14 protein-coding genes and 1 pseudogene are annotated in these 17,443 nt (G+C 59.8%); 2 read left to right on the top strand and 13 right to left on the bottom strand.

Annotated features, from left to right (window positions below; translation table 11 throughout):
- Positions 1-32 precede the first annotated feature (32 nt).
- Positions 33-1,433 (bottom strand): NCS2 family permease, encoded by a 1,401-nt coding sequence (locus tag J3T92_RS08710; RefSeq protein ID WP_267401112.1) that lies wholly within the window; start codon positions 1,431-1,433, stop codon positions 33-35.
- A gap of 201 nt (positions 1,434-1,634) precedes the next feature.
- Here J3T92_RS08710 and J3T92_RS08705 point away from each other — a divergent pair, with 201 nt between their 5' ends.
- The gene (locus J3T92_RS08705) at positions 1,635-1,838 is read left to right on the top strand and encodes a hypothetical protein (RefSeq protein ID WP_267401110.1); all 204 of its coding nucleotides are present in this window, start codon (positions 1,635-1,637) and stop codon (positions 1,836-1,838) included.
- Between the two features lie 4 nt (positions 1,839-1,842).
- On the opposite strand, the gene J3T92_RS08700 is transcribed toward J3T92_RS08705, so the two are convergent.
- The 5 genes from J3T92_RS08700 to J3T92_RS08680 all read right to left on the bottom strand — a co-directional run bounded on the left by J3T92_RS08700 (position 1,843) and on the right by J3T92_RS08680 (position 6,727).
- Positions 1,843-2,829 carry an AEC family transporter gene (locus J3T92_RS08700; protein ID WP_267401108.1) on the bottom strand — a complete coding sequence of 329 codons (987 nt, stop codon included), beginning with the start codon at positions 2,827-2,829 and terminating at the stop codon, positions 1,843-1,845.
- A gap of 68 nt (positions 2,830-2,897) precedes the next feature.
- On the bottom strand, positions 2,898-3,677 hold the full coding sequence (pstB, locus tag J3T92_RS08695) for a phosphate ABC transporter ATP-binding protein PstB (RefSeq protein ID WP_267401107.1): 780 nt from the start codon (positions 3,675-3,677) through the stop codon (positions 2,898-2,900).
- A gap of 31 nt (positions 3,678-3,708) precedes the next feature.
- On the bottom strand, positions 3,709-4,689 hold the full coding sequence (gene pstA / locus J3T92_RS08690; protein ID WP_267401106.1) for a phosphate ABC transporter permease PstA: 981 nt from the start codon (positions 4,687-4,689) through the stop codon (positions 3,709-3,711).
- Positions 4,686-5,639 carry a phosphate ABC transporter permease subunit PstC gene (gene pstC / locus J3T92_RS08685; protein ID WP_220236899.1) on the bottom strand — a complete coding sequence of 318 codons (954 nt, stop codon included), beginning with the start codon at positions 5,637-5,639 and terminating at the stop codon, positions 4,686-4,688. The genes pstA and pstC overlap by 4 nt, the downstream gene beginning before the upstream one ends.
- Positions 5,636-6,727, bottom strand: coding sequence for a phosphate ABC transporter substrate-binding protein PstS (locus J3T92_RS08680; RefSeq protein ID WP_267401199.1), 1,092 nt, complete (start codon positions 6,725-6,727; stop codon positions 5,636-5,638). The genes pstC and J3T92_RS08680 overlap by 4 nt, the downstream gene beginning before the upstream one ends.
- A 386-nt stretch (positions 6,728-7,113) precedes the next feature.
- Here J3T92_RS08680 and J3T92_RS08675 point away from each other — a divergent pair, with 386 nt between their 5' ends.
- Positions 7,114-8,685 carry an MDR family MFS transporter gene (locus J3T92_RS08675; RefSeq protein WP_267401105.1) on the top strand — a complete coding sequence of 524 codons (1,572 nt, stop codon included), beginning with the start codon at positions 7,114-7,116 and terminating at the stop codon, positions 8,683-8,685.
- Here the strand turns inward: J3T92_RS08675 and J3T92_RS08670 are convergent, their stop codons facing one another.
- The 7 genes and pseudogenes from J3T92_RS08670 to J3T92_RS08640 form a co-directional block, all read right to left on the bottom strand.
- The gene (locus J3T92_RS08670) at positions 8,686-9,744 is read right to left on the bottom strand and encodes a LacI family DNA-binding transcriptional regulator (RefSeq protein ID WP_220236896.1); all 1,059 of its coding nucleotides are present in this window, start codon (positions 9,742-9,744) and stop codon (positions 8,686-8,688) included. It abuts the gene before it with no gap.
- Positions 9,745-9,787: 43 nt separating this feature from the next.
- A complete protein-coding gene (locus tag J3T92_RS08665; RefSeq protein WP_267401198.1) occupies positions 9,788-11,854 on the bottom strand; it encodes a beta-galactosidase in 2,067 nt (688 codons plus the stop codon).
- Between the two features lie 115 nt (positions 11,855-11,969).
- Positions 11,970-12,938: a carbohydrate ABC transporter permease gene (locus tag J3T92_RS08660; protein WP_267401104.1), complete on the bottom strand. Its 969-nt coding sequence runs from the start codon at positions 12,936-12,938 to the stop codon at positions 11,970-11,972.
- Positions 12,935-13,897, bottom strand: a complete 963-nt coding sequence (locus tag J3T92_RS08655; protein WP_267401103.1) for a carbohydrate ABC transporter permease — start codon at positions 13,895-13,897, stop codon at positions 12,935-12,937. The genes J3T92_RS08660 and J3T92_RS08655 overlap by 4 nt, the downstream gene beginning before the upstream one ends.
- Positions 13,898-13,961: 64 nt before the next feature.
- A pseudogene (locus J3T92_RS08650) lies at positions 13,962-15,287 on the bottom strand (ABC transporter substrate-binding protein).
- A gap of 122 nt (positions 15,288-15,409) precedes the next feature.
- Complete coding sequence (locus J3T92_RS08645; RefSeq protein WP_267401102.1) at positions 15,410-15,682, bottom strand: hypothetical protein; 273 nt, start codon at positions 15,680-15,682, stop codon at positions 15,410-15,412.
- On the bottom strand, positions 15,651-17,321 hold the full coding sequence (locus tag J3T92_RS08640; protein WP_267401101.1) for a family 43 glycosylhydrolase: 1,671 nt from the start codon (positions 17,319-17,321) through the stop codon (positions 15,651-15,653). Before J3T92_RS08640 ends, J3T92_RS08645 begins: the two co-directional genes overlap by 32 nt.
- Positions 17,322-17,443 lie beyond the last annotated feature (122 nt).

The following is a 17,443-nucleotide window of genomic DNA, read 5'->3' as shown; positions in this document are numbered from 1 at the left end:
TTCTTGAGGATGCCGTGTTTGCGAAAACGTGCTTAGAGCACGGCCTGGAGCACGAAGTCCAGAATGAAGAGGGCTGAGACCGCCCAGATGATGGGGTGGACCTCCTTGCCCTTGCGCTTGCAGACCATGGTCAGGCAGTAGGTGATGAAGCCGGCGGCCACGCCGTAGGAAATCGAGTAGGCAAAGCCCATGAAGATGGCTGTGAAGAAGGCCGGAATGGCCTCAGACAGCTCGCCCCACTCAATCTCCGCGAAGGAGCCCATCATCATGCAGCCTACAATGACCAGAACGGGTGCAGTAGCCGCCGAAGGCACAGCCGATATCAGCGGAGCGAAGACGGCGCTGAGCGCGAAGCAGGCGGCGATGACCACCGAGGTCAGTCCGGTCCGGCCACCGGCCGCGATGCCGGCTGCGGACTCCACATAGGTGGTGGTGTTGGAGGTGCCGAAGAGGGCGCCGATGGAGGTGGCCGTAGCATCGGCGAACAGGGCCCTATCCATCTTGGAGCTGAACCCTCGGCCGTTTTCCAGAGCCTGCTCATCCTCGGCTGAGAAGATGCCTGAGCGCCGGCCGGTGCCCACAAAGGTACCGATGGTGTCGAAGGTGTCAGACAGGGAGAAAGCGAAGATGGTCACCAGAACCAAGGGCAGCTTAGCCGGGTCCGAGAAGAGGGCAGGGAACCCATCCTGACTGAAAATGGCCAGGAAGGTCTGCGGCAGCTGTGACCAGGCCTGGCCCAGATCGACCGACTTGGCCATGCTGGTGACCCCCATGGGAATGCCCAGGAGCGTGACTGCGATGATGGCGATGACGAAGGCGCCCTTGTTGATGAAGGCAAGGCGGCCCTCGAACTTGAAGATCAGAAGGAAGACGGTCAGCAACAATCCGATGACGAAGAGGATGACCCCGGGGGTGTTGAAGGTGGTCAGTCCAGGGTTGGCGCCTGCTGCCGAAGTCTTGTCGGGCGCGAACTTGATAATGCCCACATTGAGCAGACCCACATAGGCGATGAAGACGCCGATGCCGCCGCCGATGGCATGCTGAAGCAGGGGCGGAATGGCCTGGATGATCATCTTGCGCAGCTTGGTGGCCGTGACCAGGATGTTGATCAGGCCGCACAGGAAGACCATGCACATGGTCTGTTGCCAAGTGAAGCCCAGCCCCTTGACCACGGTGAAGGTGAAGAAGGCATCCAACCCGACACCTGGCGCCACGCCATAGGGCACGTTGGCCACCAGACCCATGATCAAAGTGCCGATGACAGCAGCGATCAGGGTGGCGAGAAAGACGGCACCCCAAGGCATGCCCGCCGTGGAAAGCACCGAGGGATTCACCACGATGATGTAGGCCATGGCGAAGAAGGTGGTAATGCCTGCTACCACTTCCGTAGAGACTGTGGTATTATTATCCGAAAGCCGAAATAGCTTATGCATATTCGATTCCTTATTGTCTTATTTGGCGATGAGACAAGAGCAGAATATCACGAGCGCTCGGCTTTTTTGTTACAAGACCTCCTCCAGGCTCCAATACCGCCCCACCACCTTCCGCTCATCTATAATCGGCATACCGGCACGGCCCTGAAGCCGTCCCACATGGGGATGAGCTGATGGGCGGGCACTGTTGAGGAGGGGTGTATGGCCAGGAACAATCATTGGGATCCGGACGATCAGAAGCAGTATCAGCACGTGCATGACAGCGAAGTCGGTCGCGGACAGGACGAGCGCTCCGCCGAGCGGATTGCAGCCGCCACAGTCAACAAGCAACGCACCCGCGAGGGCCGAACCCTGCGTCAGGAGCAGGAACGCCGCGACCAGCGCCAAAACGACAAGGAGGATTGATTCCTCAGAGGGCGCCCATCAGCAGGTGCGCCAAAACCATGAGCACGGCACCGATCAGCGCAGTCAGAGCCAGGGTGAATCCCGCCAGACGGGCGCTGCCAAGAACCTTGTCAGTGAACATGGTGGCGAAAACCGCCGTCGGAGCCAGGCAGCACAAGGCCACCGCCTGACGGATCAAGGGTTCGAAGGGCAACAGATACCATGCGGCCACCGCGAACAGGATGCCGAAGGGCAGTCGCCAGGCCAGAATCTGCAATACGGCCTTGATGTCAGCCCGTCCGCCGGGCAGCTCCATGAGCATGCCCACCATGAGCATGGAGCAGAAGGCGTTGGCCGCCGAGAATGGACGGGTGATTTGGGCCGACCAGTCAGGCAATGGGATCCCGGCCAGCGTAAATCCCACCATGACCAAGTAGGTGTCGAATGAGGGCGAGCTCAGGAAGCCCTTGGCTATGGAGATGGCTGCAGCCTTGCGGTGGAGTTTGCGGGCATCTGGGTCATCCAGCTTGACCGTCTCCCCCGCATCGGGATCCAGAGACTGGCCCGGTCGAATATGCAGAAGCCCCTGGGTCATGACGTTGGTGCCGGCAGAGACCATAACCGAATTGCCGATGTCGAACATGGCGGCGGGGACCAGGGCCGCCGTGCCCAGCAGCGACTGGAGCATGGGGAAGCAGAAACACCCGATGTTGAAGCCCGATCCGTTGAGCATAAGAAAAGCCCGCTGAGCCGTAGGACGATGCCTGCTGGTCAGGAAGATGGCCAGGGGTGGAGTCAGCGAAGCCACGAAGGCGAAGGCCGAGACCAGAAGCAGGCTGGGATCGTGGGGGCTGGTGGCGAAGGAGTAGATGATGGCCCCGGGCAGGACCAGATCGAACACGACAGTCTGCAGCACCCGGTAGTCCAACGGGCGAAAGAGTCCAAACCGCTTGAACAGGTAGCCCACCAGGATGATGCCCAAGAGGGTGGCCGGTTCCAGCAGTGCTCCCATGCTCTCGCTCCTTCCACGGATGCCGGAACCATGATACCTGACGAGCGGGTGCGCAGACCGGTTCTGTCTCAGCCGAAGCGACCGGATATGTAACGCTCGGTGTCCGGCTCGTGCGGGTTGGAGAAGATTGTGGTGGTGTCGTCCATCTCCACCAGGTGGCCGGGCTGACCCACGGCCTTGAGATTGAAGAAGGCCGTATAGTCCGAGACCCTGGCGGCCTGCTGCATGTTATGGGTGACGATGACGATGGTGTAGTCCCGCTTGAGCTCGTTGATCAGATCCTCTACGGCCAGAGTGGAGATGGGGTCCAGGGCCGAGCAGGGTTCGTCCATGAGCAGGACCTGGGGGTGCACGGCCACGGCACGGGCAATGCAGAGCCTCTGCTGCTGACCGCCAGAGAGCCCGATGCCCGGCTTGTCCAGACGGTCCTTGACCTCGTTCCAAAGATTGGCCCCGCGCAGGGCCCACTCCACCAGATCGTCGGCGTCAGACTTGGCAATGTGCTTCTTGTTCAGCCGTATGCCAGCCAGGACGTTCTCCCGGATGGACATGGTCGGGAAGGGATTGGCCCTCTGGAAGACCATGCCCACGTCCCGCCGTACCTCGACCGGGTCTACATCCGGTCCATACAGGTCGCGCCCCTCCAGGAGCACCTGCCCGCTCACATGCGCCCCCGGGGTGATCTCGTGCATGCGGTCCAGGGTGCGCAGAACCGTGGACTTTCCGCAGCCGGAGGGACCGATGAAGGCGGTGACCTTGTTGGCTCGGATGCACATGTTCACGTCCTGGACGGCCAAGAAGTCGCCGTAGTAGACGTTGAGATGGCTGATGTCTATGCGTTGGCCCATATTCCGGCCTCCGTTCCTCTCATGGCGGCGCTCAACGGGTCCGCCCAACAGCAAAGATGCGCGAGACCAGTCGCCCCAGCAGGTTGAGCAGCAGAACAATAAGGATCAGCACCAGAGCCGCAGCCCAGGCCCTCTGCATGTGGACATCAGTCAGGCATCCCGGGTCAGCGCCTGGCCCGCAGACGGCCAGACCCTGGGAATACTCGTTGTAGACGAAGACCGGCAGGGTGGTCATCCTTCCGGAGAAGAGGTTGGGGTTGGTGGTGGCGATGAAGCCCGAGGCTATCAGCAGGGGCGCCGTTTCCCCGATGACCCGTGCCACGGCCAGAATAGTGCCCGAGACGATTCCAGGCAGGGCGGTGCGCAGAACAATACGGGTGATGGTCCGCTGCTTGGTCACCCCCAGGGCATAGGCCGCCTCACGCAGGTCATTGGGAACCACTGTCAGCATATCCTCGGAGGTCTTGACCACCGTGGGCAGCATGAGCAGGGAGAGCGCCACGGAGCCGGCCAGGCCGTTGACCGTGCCCGGTCCAACCACCAAGGCGAACATGGAGAAGGCAAAGAGGCCTGCCACGATGGAGGGAATCCCGCTCATCACGTCCACCATGAGACTGATGGCCTTGGCCAGGCGGCCTCCATGGGCGTACTCGACCAGGTAGACCGCGCACATGACGCCCACCGGAATGGATATGACCATGGATCCAAAGGTAATCTCCAGGGTGCCGATTACCGCGTGCAGGATGCCGCCATAGCCTCCAGTCGGCGTGGGGTTGCCCCCTACCACACCGCTCATGTTGTGGGTGAGGAAGTCCGGTGTCAGCCGTCGCACACCCTTGGACAGGCTGACCCAGAGCACCGAAACCAACGGAATCAGGGCCACCAGGAAGGAGAGCCCGATCAGGACGGTCATCAGCCGGTCCTTGCGCTTGCGCGCACGGATGGAGGACCTTGTAGGCCTGAAACGATCAAAATCGATGACCGGCCCACGATCAGTTCGGCTCGCCATCATACACCCGCCTTCGCTGTGATCCTGCGCGCCATGTAGTTGACGATGAAGGTGATGATGAAGAGGACCAGACCGGTAGCCACCAGAAGGGCCACACCCTGGGAGTCCGCCTCCGGGAACTGGGCGGCGATGTTGGCAGCGATGGTCTGACTGTTTGAAGCCTGCAGTAGCCGCAGGGAGTAGCTGAAGCCTGGCGAAAGAATCATCAGCACCGCCATGGTCTCGCCCAGAGCGCGGCCCAGGCCCAGCATGGAGGCCGAGATGATGCCCGAACGGCCGAAGGGCAGGACCGCGAGCCGGATCATTTCCCACTTTGTAGCGCCCAGAGCCAAGGCAGCCTCCTGTTGCAATCGAGGGGCTTGGATCAGGATGTCACGGGTGACCGAGGTGATGATGGGCAGGATCATGACCGCCAGCACCAGGGCCACAGTGGCCACGGACCGGGCAGGGGCTGCAACGGGTCCGGCAAACAGCGGAATCCATCCCAAATGAACAGATAGCCAACGCCAGAAGCCTGTGATATTGGGAACCAAGACCAGAGCCCCCCAAAGCCCATAGATCACCGAGGGCACGGCGGCCAGCAGGTCGATCACCGTGCTAAGCAACGTGGACAGGCGGGCGGGAGCGTAGTAGCCGATGAAGAGGGCGATGCCAAGGGAGACAGGGAAGGCCAAGAGCAGGGCCAGACCGGCAATCAAAATGGTGCCAAAAACCAGGGGACCTACATAGCCCAGGAAACTGCCCGCCCGCCCCCCGCTCAGGGAGAGGATGGCCTGGGTGCGGGAATCTGGGTCCCCAGTGAAGGCCGGAAAGGCCCGCAGGATCAGAAAGAGGGTGACAGCAGCCAGGGCCAGCAGGATCAGAATGCCCGCACCGGTGGCGCAGGCCTTGAAAATCCGATCCGCCCGTTTAGCCTTGTTCAGGGTTGCAGCCCCGTCCAGTTTCTCGTTCATGCCTTCCCCCCGATGGTCTCCACCGAGGCCATGGCCTGGTTGCGCAGCCCCTGCCCCAGCTCGGCGCTGCCCGCATTTGCCGCAGCCATGCGCTGACCCTGCTCGCTCAGCAGATAGGTCAGCCAGGCCTTGGCGAACCGGGTTTTGGATCCGTCTTGATCATCTCGATAGGCGGTGCAGACCACGTTGTAGGAGACCAAAACAATGGGATAAGTATGCTCCCGGCTGGTGCGATGGTCCACGGTCAGGACCACCCGGCCGGGCTGGCTGGCCTGCGGATCCCGCTGGGCTGCATCCAGCAGGTTGGCCACGGTCTTGGCTGTAGGCGGCTGCCAGGTCTTCCCCGCCTGGACCGCCACCGTGCCCAACCCAGTGGTCTGGGCCGCGTCCGCATAGCCAAAGGTACCCTTCGCCTGGTTCATGGTCATGACCACTCCGGCAGTGCCCTTGGCGCCCTGTCCTAAGTCGTTGGGCCAATTCTCGCCCGCTGGGTAAGGCCAGGCAGACCCGGCCGTGTCGTGCAGGTAGGACAGAAAACTTTTCGTAGTGCCCGACTTGTCCGAACGATGGATCACCGTGATGTCCAAGTCGGGCAGATTAGCCCCCGAATTGAGGGCTGCTATGCGCGGATCCCGCCAATTAGTGACCTTTCCGGAGAAGATCATGGCGATCAGAGCCGGGTCCATCCGCAGATGGCCGCCTGAACCCTTTGGCCACAGATCGGGGAGATTATAGGCCACGGCGATTGGGGTGGCGTAAACGGGCAGATCAATGGCCGTACCGGAACCGCAGACCTTGCGCGAGCGCTCAAGCTGGTCTGAAGTCAGCGGTGCATCAGTGCCGGCCCAGATGGCCGAACCCGAAAGGAAGGCGTTGACCCCAGCACCGGAACCTGCTGGATCATAGGAGATGCGCGCACTTGGATGCTGCTTGCGGAAGCCGGCTATCCAAGCCTCGTCGGCGCTCTGCTGGGAGGATGCGCCGGATCCGGCGAACTCGCCCTGGAACAAGGCTTGATCTGGAGCATCGATTGCTCCGCCGCCTTCGATGGGGACGTTGTCGCCGCAGGCCGCCAGGGGGATCAACATTGCCAAGGACACGAGGAGGGCCGCAAATCTACCACGACCATGACCATGTGCGTGCATGTTACCTACCTCGACCGCCGTTGCATTTCAAACGTCCGTCCTCATCAGCCCGTGTCGGACCCTCCTGCATTCACATTACCGAAGCCCGCTCAACAACAGCATACTGGAAACGCTGACCGCAGGACAAGGCCGCCGCAACCGCGTCAGCCAAGCGGAAAAGCTCAATCACAATCCACAGCCGGGTATATTATAAGGACATTGTCAGACGCTTCACTCTCTAGCTTTTCTTAGTGTCACCGGTATCGGTATGCCCTGATTCCTTTTCTAGGACGGCACCGCAGGGAGTGGTATACGCAGCGGAAACTGAGCCCAAAGGAAGTGGTGGTTGCATGAGGAAGCAGGAGCTCGCCAAACAGGGGCGGACCCTCAGCAAGGATGGAGCCTTCGTCAACGGAAGACTCACCCGTGAGGCCTTCCTGTCGCTGGCCATCCTGACCGTCATCACCTTCCTAGGCAACTTCACCCAGCTGCAGCTGGCTTCGGCACTGCCCACTATAGTGGACGAGTTCCACATCACCCTGACCACCGGTCAGTGGCTGACCTCGGTCTTCCAGCTGGTCATGGGCGTTATGGTGCCGTTGACCGGCTTTCTGACCAAGCGTTTTTCCACTAGGCAAATCGTCATCACCTCCATGGCGGTCTTCACACTGGGTTCCCTGCTGAGCTGGCAATCGCAGACCTTCGCCATGGTTCTGCTGGGGCGCATCCTGGAGGCCGTGGGCACCGGGACCATGTGGCCCGTCCTGCAGATCACCGTCTTCTCCATCTATCCTCTGGCCAAGCGCGGCATGGCCATGGGCACCGTGGGCCTGGCCATGAGCGTGGCCCCGGCCATCGGCCCCACCCTGGGCGGATGGCAGACCGATGCCAACGGCTGGCGCTCCATTTTCCTGACGCTGAGCATCTGCGGGGCCGTGGCGCTGCTCCTGTCGATCCTTGGTCTACGCAACTTCGGGCAGCGAGACAAGAGCGTCAAGGCGGACTTCTTCTCAGTGGCCCTGTCCATCTTCGGTTTCGGCGGCCTCATGTTCGGCTTCACCAACATCGAGAACTTCCCCATCACCTCCTTCATGACCTGGCCCTTCATGCTGGTCGGCCTGATCGGAATCATCTGGTTCGTCCTCCGCCAGCTCAACCACGACAAACCCCTGCTGGACCTGCATGTGCTGCGGATCAAGAACTTCACCGTAGGCACCATCATCGCCTCTATGTCCTTCTTCGCCTTCAGCTCGGTCACCGTCATCCTGCCCATGTACATTCAGACGGATCGTGGCTTCTCAGCCACCATGAGCGGCCTGGTCATGCTGCCAGGGGCCATCGGCACCGCCATCGCTCAGTTCTTCGGTGGCCGCATGCTGGACCGCTGGGGCGCTCGGCCCGTAGCCATGACCGGCTGCTCGGTCCTGCTGCTGGGCACCATCGCCATGAGCATGATTGGGGCCAACACCTGGATCGGCCTGGTCTCCATCTGCCAGTTCATCCGTCAGATCGGCATGGGCTTCACCCTGATGCCCCTGACCACCTGGTCCCTGAACAACCTGGCCCCCGAGGATGTTTCAGCCGGTTCGGCCGTCACCAACACGGCCCGGCAGATCGCCGGAGCTGTCGGCGCGCCCATCCTGGTCATCCTTATGGAGACCATCACCACCCTGCGCCACAACGCCTTGGGCGGCGGCCACTCCACCCAGATCGCAGCCAACATTTTCGGGGTGCAGTGGGCTCTGCGCATCTCGGCACTGATCTGCCTGGGCATGGTCCTGCTGGTCTACTTCGGCGTTCGCGGAAACGGCGCCGGCTCCGGCCGTCAGATGACCCGCATGCTCCTGCGTCACATGCACATCATCCACACCGATGCGCCTGCCGTCACTGCCTCCACCGCCGACTCCAAAACACAAAACTGATTACCGGGTGGTTTTGCGGGCTATGACCCGCGATCCTATGACAAGATCCTGGGGAACCGTAGCTCTGCCCCCAATACGTCCCAGGACGCGGTCAACACAGGTCCGCGAGATCCACCCCAAGCATGAATCCATGGTAGTGAGCGGAGTCTGCAGGTAGGCCGACTCTTCGATGTTGTCGAACCCGACGAGCTGAACCTGGTCGGGCACGGCTCTGCCGTAAGCAGTCAGAGCTGACAGGGCGCCGATAGCCAGCTGATCATTGAGAGCAACCACCCCATCGAACGGCATCCCCGCCTCTAATATCCTTTGCATGGCCAGATACCCGCTGCCCAAGGTCCAGTCATAACCGGTAACGCCCAGAAGCCGATCATCCAGCTGGAGCCCCCTGGCATGAACCGCTTTAAGCACGCCTTTCATCCTTAACTCGGCATTGCCTTCGACTGCAGCCTCCAACTGATTCCGGTCAAGCGGCGCATGCAGACCGATGACCGCCAACGAACGCACCGACCGATCAAATAGATACTCTGCAGCCATCCGAGCTGCCTCGGCATCGTCGACCATGACATGATCCGCCACCCCATGGGTGGTCCGCGCACCCACGCAAACCAGGGGATAGCGTACATTCAGGTCCTCCACGGCAAATCGTTCAAGCTCCGACATAGAAAGGATTATGCCGTCGCTGATAGTGCTATTAAAGGATGCCAAAATCTCGTGCGCACCCTTGGCGGACCCCTCGGCATATGTGCTGACATATACTGCATAGTCCCGCAGGCGAGCGCTGTCGATGACCCTATTAGCCAATTCAGCCAGATAGGGAGGTGTCAGCGAAGGCACGGCCAGCGTAATGATACCGGTTTTGTTTCGATGCAAATTGCGGGCCGCGGCATTGACCTTGTATCCCGATTCGTCAATCACCTGCTGCACACGCGCACGGGTCGCATTTGACATACGGCCATTGCCATTGATCACATTGGACGCGGTCTTCAGCGAGACACCCGCCTTGCTGGCCACCTCGCGCAAGGTGATCCGTTTACCTGGACGTCCTTCATCCGTAGCCATAGGCACCCCCTAGAATGCAGCAACCTCCAAGGCACTATGGCAATCAGATCCATTGACGGGTGATCACCACACCATGCACTCCTATAGTGTACTGATTACCGGATAAACCGCCTCCATTGGACCGGGTTGCTCGTTGAACCGCCAAAGCCTCACCCATGGTGGACACATCTCTGACAACTGTCGACCCCCGGTTGAAATAGAAATGATAACAGCCCTGTGGCCCGGACCTGATCAGGTGCACCAACCGCGGGTCGCCATCACGTCCGTTATGCAACCCTGCCCCTGCCGCGCCAGTGAGAAAATCAGGAGGAAAGATCCGATTGATCACCGAGACCAGCGATTCCTTGGTGAAACCAGTCCCGAGATAGAGAACCCGGCCCTGACCGTATCCATGGATGGTCGCCGCAGGTTTTCCAGCCATGTCGAGGTCATAGGAACGACGCCCATGGTAACGAGCCAGCACCCTTACCGAATCCTCTATGCTCAAGGGATCGTTGACCCATATATTGCCCTCAATGCCCTCTGATACCAGGATGGATCCACCGCCTTGGCCACTCGTGCCCAAGGCGATCATCTCCTGGGAAGCGATACCTGTCAAATCACGCAAAACCGCAGGATACCCGCCCAGACCGACGTGCATATGGCCGTCCATAATGCCACTGGCGAAGTCCACCACCAGACGGCCGCCCTCGCTCACGTAGTCTCGCAGACGGCCGGCTTGCCTCTGGTCCAGCAGGATCAGGGCGGGCAGCACCACGACGTCATAGCGCTCCCACTGCCCTTTCAGCGGCATTACGTCCGCTCTGAGCCCGACGTCAAGCAAGGCTTGATACCAGATATAGACCTGCTGCCAATGATCCAGAGAACAATCGGGCAGAGTCGAATCAGCCGTAGACCACTGGCAGTCGGCATCGAAAAGCAGAGCAATAGGCGAGGGCTCCAATTGGGTCCCGGCCAGTCCACTCCCGGAGAGCCTGTGCAGAATGTCTCCCAAAGCAGCAACCTGAGTATAAATTGCCGAATCCGGCCCTGCATGAGGGACCATGGCCGAGTGGAAGGCCTCTGCTCCGAAGGCGGACTGCCGCCATTGGAAGAAGTTGACTGCATCCGCCCCCATGGCTACGTGGGCCAGAGCGTCCCGGATCAGTTCGCCTCGACGCTTGGAAGCATTGAAAATGCGCCAATTGACGGCTGACGTGGAATGCTCCATCAGACACCAAGGATGCCGTTGAGCATAGGCATCCACCAGTGAATCCGAGCAGAGGAGCTCATCCAGGTGTCCGGGTCCATGAGCGAAATAGTGGTCATTGGCCACGAAATCGACCTGGTGGGACCAACGCTCATAATCAAGGGCACATTGGTCTGTAGAGACCATGAAATTGGTCGTCAAGGGTTTATCAGGCGTGAGCTCCTGCAACTGATCGCGTTCGGCACAGAAAAAATCCATCAGCGCATCTGAGCAGAATCTACGAAAATCCAGACGCAGTGCTGGATTGATAAAGGCATCACGCACGCCGGCATGTTCAGGCAGGGGAACCTGATCGAAGTTCTGCAGACGTTGGGACCAGAAATCGTTGCCCCAGGCTTGGTTAAGCTCCTCGATGCTGCCATAGCGCCGGCGGCACCAGCCTTGGAAGGCCTTTAAAGCATCCTGCGAGTAGTCGGTTGCGTTGTTCCATCCATATTCATTGCCGACATGCCAGGCGACCACAGTCGGATTGTCGCGGAAATGCTCTCCCATGACCCTGCAAAGGCGGAGGGCATAGCGCCGAAAAACAGATGAGGTGGGCCTCCAGGATTGTCGAGCACCAGGATGGACCAGGGTTCCGTCCGCCTTCACGGGCAACACCTCAGGATGTGCCTGATAAAGCCAGTACGGAGCCGTAGCTGTAGCCGAAGCCATGTCCACTGCAATACCGGCTTCGCCTAGTAAGGCCACCGCCCGATCCAGCCATCCGAAATCCCAGACTCCGTCGCTTGGCTCCAGACGTGCCCATGAGAAAATGCCCAGTGCCACCATGGTGACGCCAGCCCGCTTCATCAACGCGACATCTTCGGTCCATGCCCGCTCCGGCCATTGGTCCGGGTTGTAATCCCCGCCGAACCAGATCTCCCCTGAATGACCGTCGAGGCCTTTCGGCCATCGGTAAGGTCTGTACTGTTGGGGCTACCGACGGTCATGATAGTCCGTTCTGCTCATGTCTGATCCCGTCTGCGCCTTCCCGCTACTCCTTGACAGCGCCGGCAGCCAAACCGGACTGCCAGTATTTCTGCAACAGCAGGAAAGCGACGACGATGGGGATGATGGTGACAAGGCTGCCGGTCACCACCAGGTTCTGAATGGCATGGGCACCAGCGGTCGACGCCTGGTCCTTCCAATTGTTGAGCCCGATCGTCAGCGGATACCAATTGGAATCTTTGAGCATGATCAGAGGCAGGAAATAGTTGTTCCAAGTGGCCACGATAGTGAAAAGCGCCGTAGTCACGATGCCGGGGGCCAGCAGAGGCAGACTGATCTGCCAGAAAGTGCGGAATTCCCCGGCCCCGTCGACTCGGGCTGCTTCCAGCAGCTCAGTAGGCACTGCCTGGTCGGAAAAGATCCACATCAGGTATAGGCCGAAGGGCGAGATCAGACTGGGGATGATCATGGCCCAAGGCGTATCAGTCAGTCCGATCTTGGCAAAGAGCAGGAACTGAGGCACAGCAAGAGCGATGCCTGGCACGCTGATGGCTCCGATGACTACAGCAAAGACGAGGCGACGGCCGGGAAAGCGGAACTTGGCCAGGGCGTATCCACCCAGCACAGCCAGTAGGGTGGCGCCACCGGCTCCCACAACCACGTAGAGCAGGGTATTGAGCAACCAGCGCCCGAAGATTCCTCCTTCATAGGTGAACACCTCGCGCAGATTTTCCCAAAGGGCGAACTTGTGCCCAAAGGCCAAACCGAAGGTGCCGATGAAATCCGACTGGGTCTTGGTGGCATTGATGACCAGCCAGATCAGGGGAAACAGGCAGTAGAGGGCGAAGATCCCCGCGGCAAGGGTCAACGGCCAGCTGCGCCGCGGATTGTCCGGATTGGAGAATCCTGTTCGAGCTGCCCTTTGGCGTTCCGCACGCTCATCCCGGGCGACGCGTCGGGCCAGCATACGTTCAGCCTTGGCCCCGTCGACAGCCGTGGAATCAACCGTGCTCATTGCATCTGCTCCTTCATGCCCCTGAGCTGGACGGCGTAGGCAGCGACCATGGTGATGATGGCCATGACGATGGCCAAGGCCGCCGCATAGTTGCTCTGACCGCCCATGAAGCTCAGGTTGTAGGCATACATGTTGGGGGTGTAATAGGTGGTAATCGCATTGCCTGGGACCATGGTCTGCAGCACCGAGGGCTCATTGAAGAGCTGGAAACTGCCGATGATGCTGAAGATGACCGTGATGACCAGGGAGCTCTTGAGCTCGGGAACCTTGATGCTGCGCACGATCTGCCACTCCGAGGCTCCGTCAATAGCCGCCGCCTCATAGAGCGAGTGCGGCACAGTCGACAGCGAGGAATAGAAAATCAGCATGTTGTAGCCCGTGAACTCCCAGGTGTTGATGTTGCCTATGGCGGCCAGGAGCACGCTGGGCTGCAGAACGTCGATATGCGTGCCCAGCCATTGATTCAAGGAACCTACCATTCCGTACTTGGTGCCGTAGATGAACCCCCACATCAAAGCCGCCACCACGGCGGGCACTGCGTAGGGCAGGAAGGTGGTGATCCTGAAGAAGCGCGTGCCGTGCAGCTTGAGCGAGTCCAGAGCCAGCGCCATCAATGCCGCCAGAAGGAGCATGATGGGCACCTGGACCACAGTGAAGAGGGCCACACGGCCCACCGATGACCAGAACTGCCCATCCTTGAGCAGCCTGGCGTAATTGGCCAGGCCTACAAAGACGTTCCCTCCGATCATGCGCTTCTCGTACAGACTCAGGTAGATGGCATAGAGCACCGGCAGAACGAAAACGAACACGAAGACCACAACAAAGGGCCCCATGAACTTCCATCCACGCCAATCTGGTCTGCGGGGCCGCTCCCCAGTGCGGCCCCCGCCGGTTTCGCTAGGGCCTTGATCCCGCGCAGGGGCCAGAACCCGCGCAGACGAACCTTCGGCTTCACTCATAATGCCTGCCCTTCTCTCCTGTAGCCGTCCGGAGACGGCCCTGATCGGCCGCCTCCTTCATCATTCACTTGTTGACCTGGTACCCCTGCTGGTTGCCATGATCCACCAGCTTCTGCTGATAGTTCTCGAAAGCCTTCTCCAGACTGGTCTGCTTCATGTAGGCCTTGCCGATGGAATCCCCGTAGGTCGACTGGGCGAAGGGGTTGTAGGGCAGATACTGGAATTTGGAGACTTTGAGGTTGGCTGCCTCGGTCAGGACCTTGTTGACCTCCTGGCCTCCGAAGTACTCATTCTTCTTGCTGGTGAATTCAGCTGAGCTCAGGATGCGTTTCAGAGAGGGGAAGCTGCCCTGGTCAGCCATGACCTGGGCTCCCTTGCCGTGTGTCAGATATTCTGCGAACTTCCAGGCTGCCGCCTTGTTCTTGGCCTTCTTGGGCACAACAAGAGCCGAGCCCCCGTCTTCGGCGGACACGCTGCCCCCCTCTTCCCACTGCGGCAGGGGCGCGACCCTTCAGTTGCCCTTCTGGTCGGGTGCGCCGGACTCCAGATTGGTGGGCATCCAGGCGCCGATGGTCAGCGAGGCCACCGACCCATCATTAAGCGCCCTGTTCCAGTCATCGGACCAGTTGGCGGTCTTGGTATCGAGCAGGTCTTCGTCGATCAGCTTTTGCTGAAAGTCGATATACCGCTTCATGCCGGGGTCCTTGGTCATGTTGATGGTGATCTTGTCCCCATCGACCTTCCAAGGATGCGCCCCGGCCTGCCAGGCCTGTGCAGTAAAAGGCTGATAGGCATTCTTGTCACCGGCGTTGTTGGTGATGTAGGAACCTGCGGCTCGGATCTTCTTGGCATCCTGATAGTACTCATCCCAGGTCTTAGGAGGATCGGGGATGCCGGCCTTGTCGAAGACCGCCTTGTTGTAGAAGAAAACCTCGGGACCGGCATCAATGGGCAGCGCATAGGGTTTCCCGTCGTACTGGACCTTGTTCCATGGCCCCGGGGTGAAATCGTCAGCGAACTTGTCGGCCCCATACCCCGACAGATCCTCCAGGTTGTCTTCAATGGCAAACTGCTGGACGGTAGGATCCTCCATCATGGTGACGTCGGGGATGCCCTTGCCTGCAGCGACCGCATTGGACAAGGCCACCTGGGTGTCACCAGCAGTGCCGGTGTTGTTGTACTTCACGGTGATGCCGGGATTGGCTTTTTCAAAGGCGGCAATGGTCTCCTTGATGCCATTGCCCCAGCCCCAAAAGACTATGCGCCCCGAGGCCTTGCTGGCGTCCGCCGGCTTCGATGCTGATCCGGAGCCGCTGCTTCCACAGGCAGCGAACGAAGCCAGGGCGACCACGGTGATGCCCATGGTCATGAGTTTCCGTGCAGAATGCATGATGAACCTTTCGATGTTTGAAAAACCACGTCCTTGATAAGGTTTTGATGCCCCACTCCTTCCGATCGTTGATACAACTGTGTACCAACGTGGTATTCAGTATAACCCTTAGCCATGGATTGTCAATTCAGCGCAAGAAGACGCCGCCCACGCCCGGCTACAGCCATCAACAGAACGCCCGCCGCCACACAGCCGGCCGCGAAGATCGGAATGCTGCCGGCGGCGATGCCCCCGGCAGCCAATGCATGGGATGAAACCGCGCTCTCGATGCCAAGACGAACGGAGACGGCCCCTCCTCCTGCATGGACCGCCGGAAGCACATTTGCGCCCTGATTGATTTCACCATTGCTTTCAGCCCCCTTGTCAGGCGCATCTGTCAGGGACACGTCGTCCACATGCAGGGTCTGGCCCGAACTGCCGGAAGCCTCGACAGCGATCCTGGTCCTGGCCGCCAACTAGTTCGACCGGCAAGGAGGCCTGCCTCCAGCCTGTGCCAGTAGAGTCAGCCAGGTCGATTTCAGAGGTTCTCCCACCGGATTCGATTGCGATCCTGGCCCGATCCATGCCTTTGGGATTCATATAGGAGAGTTTCAGAAGGTAGCGGCCCGCGTGCAGGGGAACATGTCCCGGTGCATTAAGATCCTGGACGATGGAGGCGTCGCGGGATCGCCCGGGAGCGAACCGCAGGTCGAAGTCGCCCACTCGCCCATAGGCATCGGCTACGTTGGCCACAGCATCCGGATTGGCACGCCGCCATCCGGCGATGTCGCCAATCACCTGGCCATCCTTATCCCGATACCCGTGCTCGCCTACCGAAATCCTGTCCGCTTCGAAGGACCCATTGAGCACGTAGTCATTGGCCTCACCAACCGACCAAAGGCCGGTATCCGCATCCAGCCTCCACTGGCTCATGGAATTGAAGCGGGGCGTGCCGACATCATCGAAGCTCAGCGGATTCCACTGGTTGTAGCCAAGTCCGTTGCCTGCGAAGTCAGCCCATCGGTCGCCGCAGTGGATGACGGTCTCCGCTCTGCTGCCACGCAAGGTGTAGTAAAAACCGGTATGGGTGATATGGCCGAAATCTGCTCGGCTGCCATCCATGATCACCGTCTGATTGACGGGCTGATACGGGCCGAAAAGGTGATCTGCAACCTGGAAATGAATTCGGGAAGCATCCCACCCGAACAGATCGGAGCCAGCAAGATAATACCGGCCAGCGTGCTTGAAAAGCGCATTGCCTTCACGCCCAAAACCTTGGTAGAGCTTGGTAGGCTCCAGCAAATCCACCCGGCCGTTTCTGGCGCCTATTCTGGCTGCCCAGACACTGCCGCGGCCACGGCCATAGGAATAGATCAGATAACCTGTGCCGTCCTCATCCTGGAAGACGCTCTGATCCCCGGTATTGCTGGTGCCCAGTCCGTAATCGCGCATGTCGATACGCCTCTGGGCTTTGAACGGGCCAGCAGGTGAATGGGCCGTAGCGATCAACACCTTTTTGTCGAAATTGCGACCAGCGGCATCAGTAGGCATCTCATGCTGGATGAGCATGGCATAGGTTTGCAGCTCGGGGATATAGGCAACCCCCGTTCTGCACACCCAACCCGCACGGCGGCCACCGAAATCACCGGAGAAGGCATCGGCCTGTGCTCTGTCCAAAGCCACGCCTTGATAGCGCCAGTCGGACAGATTCTCGGATTTGTAGACATCCACTGAAATGAAGTCATTGCCGGTGAGCGCATGGGTGGGGTCATGACGGTAAGTTTCCGCCTGTGAAAAGTGAACACCATACCAAAAGTGAGAGACCCTCCCCGTGGCCGGATCCGGGAAATCGAAGATTCCTCCGCCTTGCATATACATCGGATTGCCGTCGGCGTCATTCCAGAAACGGTCATTGACAATTTGCCCGCTTCCGCCTGCAGAATGAGATTTTTGCCCTGCTTCTTGAGCGGCGACCGTCTTTGGCGCCACGAATGACAAACCCATAATCACAGCCAGAGCGACAAGCAGAATGGCCGATTTGCGGCTTTTCAGCATATGGCCCCCTATGTGATGCCCTTCCCCTGGCATATGCGAACCACGATTGCCGTTCATGGCCAACCTCCCTGTTGCCGATGGCTGCGGGCATAGAACCTGAGAAATTCAGGAATCCATGCGGA

The organism is Bifidobacterium sp. B4081 (assembly GCF_026537335.1).
Classification (GTDB): domain Bacteria; phylum Actinomycetota; class Actinomycetes; order Actinomycetales; family Bifidobacteriaceae; genus Bombiscardovia.
The sequence above is the reverse complement of the archived record's forward strand: the minus strand, read 5'-3'. Positions and strand labels throughout refer to the sequence as shown.

Bases quoted from the DNA above. Each gene is read 5' to 3' on its own strand.
- J3T92_RS08710 (WP_267401112.1), bottom strand. From the start codon at position 1,433: ATGCATAAGCTATTTCGGCTTTCGGATAATAATACCACAGTCTCTACG.
- J3T92_RS08705 (WP_267401110.1), top strand. From the start codon at position 1,635: ATGGCCAGGAACAATCATTGGGATCCGGACGATCAGAAGCAGTATCAG.
- J3T92_RS08700 (WP_267401108.1), bottom strand. From the start codon at position 2,829: ATGGGAGCACTGCTGGAACCGGCCACCCTCTTGGGCATCATCCTGGTG.
- pstB (WP_267401107.1), bottom strand. From the start codon at position 3,677: ATGGGCCAACGCATAGACATCAGCCATCTCAACGTCTACTACGGCGAC.
- pstA (WP_267401106.1), bottom strand. From the start codon at position 4,689: ATGATGGCGAGCCGAACTGATCGTGGGCCGGTCATCGATTTTGATCGT.
- pstC (WP_220236899.1), bottom strand. From the start codon at position 5,639: ATGAACGAGAAACTGGACGGGGCTGCAACCCTGAACAAGGCTAAACGG.
- J3T92_RS08680 (WP_267401199.1), bottom strand. From the start codon at position 6,727: ATGTTGATCCCCCTGGCGGCCTGCGGCGACAACGTCCCCATCGAAGGC.
- J3T92_RS08675 (WP_267401105.1), top strand. From the start codon at position 7,114: ATGAGGAAGCAGGAGCTCGCCAAACAGGGGCGGACCCTCAGCAAGGAT.
- J3T92_RS08670 (WP_220236896.1), bottom strand. From the start codon at position 9,744: ATGGCTACGGATGAAGGACGTCCAGGTAAACGGATCACCTTGCGCGAG.
- J3T92_RS08660 (WP_267401104.1), bottom strand. From the start codon at position 12,938: ATGAGCACGGTTGATTCCACGGCTGTCGACGGGGCCAAGGCTGAACGT.
- J3T92_RS08655 (WP_267401103.1), bottom strand. From the start codon at position 13,897: ATGAGTGAAGCCGAAGGTTCGTCTGCGCGGGTTCTGGCCCCTGCGCGG.
- J3T92_RS08640 (WP_267401101.1), bottom strand. From the start codon at position 17,321: ATGCTGAAAAGCCGCAAATCGGCCATTCTGCTTGTCGCTCTGGCTGTG.